The sequence below is a fragment of the Streptomyces chiangmaiensis genome (genome assembly GCF_036281785.1).
Classification (GTDB): domain Bacteria; phylum Actinomycetota; class Actinomycetes; order Streptomycetales; family Streptomycetaceae; genus Streptomyces; species Streptomyces chiangmaiensis.
In genome coordinates this window covers 45,440-51,868 of the sequence record NZ_JAYWVC010000035.1, presented here as the reverse complement: position 1 = coordinate 51,868, position 6,429 = coordinate 45,440, and the positions used below count along the sequence as shown (strand labels likewise).

Here is a 6,429-nt window from a genome sequence, read left to right as displayed (position 1 = left end):
TACGGTTCGCACGGGATCGCTTAGCTGATCAGCAGACGCTCCTCGCACCGCACGGGCCGCACCGGCTCCCGGTGGGAGTGATGCCGCGCTGTACCTCACCATGCCGGATCAGACAATGGTCAGCGTCCGGTACGTCCGCGTCATCGAACTCTTCCCCGTGTAGAGGTCGATACGGCCGCGCTCGAGGACAAAGGTCCCCGCCGGGTCGTTGGTCCAGAAGCCGAGGTCCTCCGTGCCGAGCCGGAACGTCACTGTGGTGCTTGCGCCCGGCTCCAGGGTGACCCGCTCGAAGCCGCGCAGCCGGCGCACCGGCTGTGTGATGCTCGCCGTCACGTCGTGGACGTAGAGCTGCACGACCTCGTCGCCCGTACGTGCACCGGTGTTGGTGACCGTCACCCGCACGTTGACCGTCTCGCCGCGTTCCAGCGTGTCCCGGGCGACGGTGTCGCGGCTCAGCTCCGGCTCCGAGACGGTGAACGTCGTGTAGCCGAGGCCGTGTCCGAAGGGGAAGCGCGGCCCGTGCTCGAGGTCCAGATACTTGGAGACGAACCTCTCGTCCGGCCGGGTGGGGTCGTAGGGGCGGCCCGTGTTCTCGTGGTTGTAGTAGACGGGGATCTGGCCCACGGCACGCGGAAACGTCACCGGCAGTCTGCCGCCCGGGTCGACCGCGCCGAAGAGCACGTCGGCCACCGCGTGACCGGCCTCGAGGCCGGGATGCCAGGCCTCCAGCACGGCGGCCGCGGACTCCAGCCAGTCGCCCAGCACAAGCGGCCGGCCGTTGACCAGGACCACCACAAAGGGCGTGCCGGTCGCGGCGACGGCAGCGATCAGCTCCTCCTGACCGGGCGGCAGCCCGATGTCGCTGCGCACGGCCGCCTCTCCGCTCAGTTCGGGGTCCTCGCCGACCACCACGACCGCGACGTCCGAGGTCCGCGCGGCGGCGGCCGCCTCGGCCGGGATCTGTCCGGCGTGCCTGACCTCGGCGCCGGGCGCCGCTTCGCGTACGCCGTCCAGGATGCTGACGGAGGGGAACCGGTGCGCGCCGGGACCTGCCCAAGTGCCGTGCAGGGCCGTGGAGTCGGCGAAGGGGCCGACTACGGCGATCGAGGCGACGGAGGGGCTCAGCGGCAGTAGCGAGTCCTCGTTCCGGAGCAGGACCATGGACCGGCCGGCGGTCTCTCGCGCCGTGGCGCGTGCGGGGGCGGTCGGTCCGGCGATCGCCGCCGACTCGTCGGTGTACGGGGCGTCGAACAGACCCAGGGCGAACTTCAGCCGCAGGATGCGTGCCACCGCGTCGTCGAGGCGCTCCATCGTGAGCCGGCCGTCGGCGAGCAGCGCCTCGCCGTGGTCGGCGACGTTCGTCGACACCATCTCCATGTCGAGGCCGGCGGTCAGCGCGAGCCCGCCCGCGTCAGCGCCGTCCGCCGCGAAGCCGTGCGCGATCAGCTCCTCGACGCCCGTGTAGTCGCTGACCACGAAACCCTCGAAGCCCCACTCGCCCTTGAGGATCTCGTTCATCGTGTGGGTGTTGCCGTGCGCGGGGACTCCACCAACCGTGTTGAACGAGGCCATGAAGGTGGCGACCCCGGCGTCTGCCGCCGCCTTGAACGGCGGCAGATAGAGGTTGCGCAGCCGCTGCTCGGAGACGTCGACCGTGTTGTAGTCGCGGCCGCCCTCGGCGCCCCCGTAGGCGACGAAGTGCTTGGCGCAGGCCGCGATCCGGTCGCCGCGCTGCAACTCACCGCCGTCCGGCGCGCCTTGGTAGCCACGTACCTTGGCCGCCGCGAACGCGGCGGTGAGATAAGGGTCCTCGCCGCAGCCTTCGGCGATGCGGCCCCAGCGCGGCTCGTGGCTGACGTCGACCATGGGCGAGAAGGTCCAGTGCACGCCGTTGGAACGGGCTTCCCGCGCGGACACCTCGGCGTCCCGGCGCGCCACCGACGGGTCGAAGCTCGACGCCTGAGCGAGCGGAATCGGGAAGGCGGTCCAGAAGCCGTGAATCACGTCCAGGCCGAAGAGCAGCGGGATGCCGAGGCGGGACTCCTCGACGGCGATGCGCTGCAGGTCATTGCTGTGCCGGGCGCCGTGGATGTTGAGCACCGAGCCGAGCAGTCCGGCACGGGCCGCGGCCTCCGCCCGCGCGGTCTGGCCGCCGCCCGGACCGGTTTCGCCGGTCCACGCCAACTGCTGGACCTGGCCCAGTTTCTCCCGGACCGTCATACGGCCGAGCAGGTCCTTCACCTTGTCTTCGTACGCTCGCGTCACGTCGTGACCTCTTCGTCGGTGTGTGAGGTTGCCGTTGGCCGTGTACCGGTCGCCGTATCCGCCGTCCGAGCATTCGGTGTTCTGCGCGGCCTGAATGTAAGCGCATTCAGAGGGGGTGGGCAAGGGTCTGGACCGACCTGGCTGAAACCGGTTTCCGAACCCGCCCGCGCACCGTACGCTCGCGCACGTAGCCCCTCACACCGCCCTCAGGGAAGGACCCCTGCCACGATGACGTCCACCCGCCCGGCCTCCGAGTGGCTGGCCGACGCCGTCCTCTACCAGATCTATCCGCAGAGCTTCGCCGACTCCGACGGCGACGGCATCGGCGACCTCGCCGGCATCGAGGCCAAACTGGACCATCTCGCCTGGCTCGGCGTCGACACCGTCTGGCTCAACCCGTGCTTCACCTCACCGTTTCGGGACGCGGGGTACGACGTCGCCGACTACCTCACCGTCGCCCCGCGCTACGGCACCAACGACGACCTCGCCCGGCTCGCCGACGCGGCCGGGCACCGGGGCATCCGCGTCCTGCTCGACCTGGTGGCCGGGCACACCTCCGACCGGCACCCCTGGTTCACCGCGTCGGCCGACGATCCGACCGACGACCGCTACATCTGGGCCGAGCCACATCATCTGGCCGAACCGGCCGCGGCCCCGGCCGGCTTCGTGGCCTCGCCGGGCACGCGGCCGGGCTTCTACCTGCCGAACTTCTTCGACTCCCAGCCCGCCCTCAACTTCGGCTACGCCCGGACGAACGAGGCCGAGCCCTGGCGGCTCCCCGTCGACGCCGACGGCCCGCGCGCCAACCGGCAGGCGCTGCGCAAGATCATGGACCACTGGCTGGGCCTCGGTCTGTCCGGCTTCCGCGTCGACATGGCGGCCTCCCTGGTCAAGGACGACCCCGGACAGGCGCAGACCGTGGCGCTATGGCGGGAACTGCGCACCTGGCTGGACGCCCGGCACCCGCACGCCGCCCTTCTCGCCGAGTGGGGGGACCCGGCGACCTCCGTCTCCGCGGGCTTCCACGCCGACTTCCTCCTCCAGTTCGGCCCGAAGGGCGACGGCCTCGCGCTGCGCTCGCTGTGGAACAACTCCGCGGGTACGGTGAACGAGCAGTGGGAGCCACACGCTGCCTACTTCGACGCCGACGGCAAGGGCTCCCCGCGCACATTCATCGAGGACTGGCGTGCGGCGGCCGACGCCGTGGGCGACGCGGGATTCGTCGCCGTCCCCAGCGCCAACCACGACTTCTCCCGACTGGCCTGCGGCCCGCGCACCACCGAACAACTCCCCGCCGCCTTCGTGTTCCTGCTCACCTGGCCCACGCTGCCGGCCATCTACTACGGCGACGAGATCGGCATGCGGTACGTGCCCGGCCTGCCGAACCAGGAGGGCAGCCGCCTCGGCCCCCGCTACAACCGTGCGGGCTCCCGCACCCCCATGCAGTGGGACGACACCCCGAACGCGGGCTTCTCCACCGCCCCTGCCGACCGCCTCTACCTCCCCCTCGACCCGGACCCCGGTCGCCCGACGGTCGCCGCCCAGCGCGCCGACGGCGGTTCCCTGCTGTACCTGGTGCGCCGCCTGATCGCGCTGCGCAAGGCCACCCCGGAGCTCGGCGCCGCGGGCGGCACGGAGGTCCTGCATGCCGGCTACCCGTTGGTGTACGTCCGTGGCAGGCGCTATCTCGTGGTGGTCAACCCGGGCCGGGACGGTGCCGAGGCCGGCGCCACCGTGGCCGAGGCCGTTCCCCTGGTGGCGCACGGCGTCAGCGTGGAGGGCGGACGGATCCGGGCCGAGGGTTTCGGGTACGGCGTCTTCGAACTCTGACCGGACGCGATGCCGGCGGTGGTCACCGGCCCGGCGCGGCCGCAGCTCGCGTCCGGTGTCACCGTCACCGGCAACCCCCCTCCCACAGGCGTCCGTTCACGGTCCGCCATCCGCACCTGGTCGGAACAGAGCGTCGGCTCGGGCCTGTCGACCGTCAGCGCGTCTCGGCGAGGGCGTCATGGAGTCGGGGAAGACCAGTCCGAGCACCACGGTCGCCCGGCCGGCGAGTCCGCGCGCACCGCCGCTGGGCACGTAGCAAGGCTCCCGCCCGGCGGCCAGGACCCGTTTCGGGTGGCGGCGCGCACGGCGTCCGGGTTGCGGCAGGTGCGGGAGACCGTCGCAATGGAGGCACCCGCCTGCTCGGCGACGGCGTACACCGAGGGAGCGCTCATGATGCTGCCGTGTTCCCCCTCGATCCGCCCCCCCGCAGTGCGGGTGCCCAGGACCGGAGGCTTGGTCGGAGGAAGTGAGGGGGAGGAACGTCAGCGGTCACACGGAGGGCACGGCGTCCCCGGTGAGCTCGTGCCGCTCCCACACGGCCAGCGCCGCACCGAGCAGGCCGGAGCGGTCGCCGAGCAGGGCGCGGCGCACCGGGGGTGGATCCGGGCGTGCGTGGTGTGCGGCGTAGGTGTCCTGGGCTGTGTCGTGCAACAGCCCACCGGCGGTGCCGAGTCCGCCGCCGAGCAGAACCGCGTCGGGGTCGAGCAGTGCCACCGCCCAGGCCAGTACGGTGCCGAGGGCCCGGCCGGCCGAGGTGAGCACGGCGGCCGCGGTACCGTCGCCGGCGGCGGCCCGCGACGCCACCTCGCGAGCCCCGGTGACGGGGGCACCGGTGGCGGACGCGTACCGGGCGGCGATGCCTGCGCCGGAGACGTACTCCTCCAGAGTCGGCGTACGCCCGCCGCTCGGTGCGGCGGAGAAGTCCGGGTCGACGGAGGCGGGTACCTCCCAGGCCCCCAGCGCCAGGGCCTCGCCTCGTCGCCCCGCCCACACCTGTCCGTTCTGCACGAACGCGGCGGACAGCCCGGTGCCCAGGGAGACGTACAGGAACGAGCCGAGCCCGCGCCCGGCGCCGAGCCGGGCCTCGGCCAGTGCGCCGCAGCGGACGTCCGACTCCACCGTCACCGGCCGCCCCGGGGCAAGCGGGGCGAGCAGCCGAGCGGGCTGGACCGCCCAGTCGAGGACCTCGCGGCTGGTCAAGCGGCCCGAGTCGGCGACGTATTCGGGGAACCCGGCGCCGATGGCGACGACCGGCGCGCCGAGGGTGGCGGCCGCCTCGGTCATCTCCCGCGCGACTGCGACCGTGCCGGCGAGCCCCGGATCCCGCCCGCCGTCCCCTCGCACCGCCGGGTGCGCGGCCGAGTGCAGGACGATGCCGTCCGCGGCCACCAGACCGGCGGCGAGCGTGGTGCCCCCGATGTCGAGGGCCACGACCACCGGCGCACTCACGGCTGCCAGCCGTCCGGCACTCGCCCGGCGCCCGCCCAGAAGCGGGCCCCCCGGCCGTCGACGTCCACCAGTTGGTACGCCGTGCCCTTCGGCAGATAGGCGGCGTCGTCCGGGCCGACGCGGTGCCACGCCGGGCCGTCGTGCTCGGGCAGATGCAGGTGGAGGGCGCCGTCCGTGACGTACAGGACGGTTTCGTCGGATGTGGTGTGCACCTGGCCCGAGTGCGCGGGGGACAGCCGGCCGTGGGTGACGGTCAGATACTCGGTGTCGACCGCCGTCCCCGCCAGATGGCCTCCGTCGTCCTCCGGCAGCCAGTGCAGCCGGTCCGCCTCGCGAACCACGTGGATCCGCGCGGCGGCCTCCCGGTCCGGCGCGGCGGCCGGCCACCGCCCGTCCCAACGGGCGTCTCGGTAACGGGTTTCGGCGAGCAGCGGCTTGTTGCGTGCGTACGGCGAGGCGGTGTTGCGTGACGGCGGAGGAGCGAAGAACTCCAGTACGCGGACGGGCTCATGGCGTGGGTTCACCGCGTGGTTCCAGGTGTCCCGGCGGAAAAAGCCGACCTCACCGGCCGTCAGCGGGCGGACCTCGCCGTGCTCGGGGTCGACGAGTACGAGTTCCCCTTCGAGCACGACGTAGGCCACGTCGGCCGCGAACACGGTGGGGTTCAGTGCCGAGTGCACGTACCGCCCGCGCGGGGTGAGCGTGAACTGCAGCACGTGCAGGTCTGCGGAGGACACGTACACCAGGTCGCTGACGTGCCCGGAGCCACCCGGGTCGCCCCACAGATGGCGCACCGCGTCCTGCTGCCGGATCACCGTCGGGTGGTCGTAGGTGGGGCGGGGCGTCGGCCGGCGGGCGGCTTCACTCATCGGATCTCCTCTCTCG

The 6,429-nt window shown here is 72.7% G+C and carries 4 protein-coding genes and 1 pseudogene; 1 reads left to right on the top strand and 4 read right to left on the bottom strand.

Translation table 11 applies throughout. The features are described 5' to 3' along the window. Positions 1-108 precede the first annotated feature (108 nt). Positions 109-2,220, bottom strand: coding sequence for a glycoside hydrolase family 3 N-terminal domain-containing protein (locus VXC91_RS14020; protein ID WP_329507495.1), 2,112 nt, complete (start codon positions 2,218-2,220; stop codon positions 109-111). Between the two features lie 273 nt (positions 2,221-2,493). Between VXC91_RS14020 and VXC91_RS14015 the strand changes: the two genes are divergently transcribed. Beyond that, positions 2,494-4,095 carry an alpha-amylase family glycosyl hydrolase gene (locus VXC91_RS14015; protein ID WP_329507493.1) on the top strand — a complete coding sequence of 534 codons (1,602 nt, stop codon included), beginning with the start codon at positions 2,494-2,496 and terminating at the stop codon, positions 4,093-4,095. A 153-nt stretch (positions 4,096-4,248) separates the two neighbouring features. Here VXC91_RS14015 and VXC91_RS14010 read toward each other — a convergent pair. The 3 genes and pseudogenes from VXC91_RS14010 to VXC91_RS14000 all read right to left on the bottom strand — a co-directional run. Continuing rightward, positions 4,249-4,487, bottom strand: a pseudogene (locus tag VXC91_RS14010) (LacI family DNA-binding transcriptional regulator); the annotation flags it as partial. 97 nt (positions 4,488-4,584) lie between these two features. Further along, a complete protein-coding gene (locus tag VXC91_RS14005) occupies positions 4,585-5,544 on the bottom strand; it encodes an ROK family protein (protein WP_329507492.1) in 960 nt (319 codons plus the stop codon). Then, a complete protein-coding gene (locus VXC91_RS14000; RefSeq protein ID WP_329507491.1) occupies positions 5,541-6,413 on the bottom strand; it encodes a hypothetical protein in 873 nt (290 codons plus the stop codon). Before VXC91_RS14000 ends, VXC91_RS14005 begins: the two co-directional genes overlap by 4 nt. Positions 6,414-6,429: the final 16 nt, after the last annotated feature.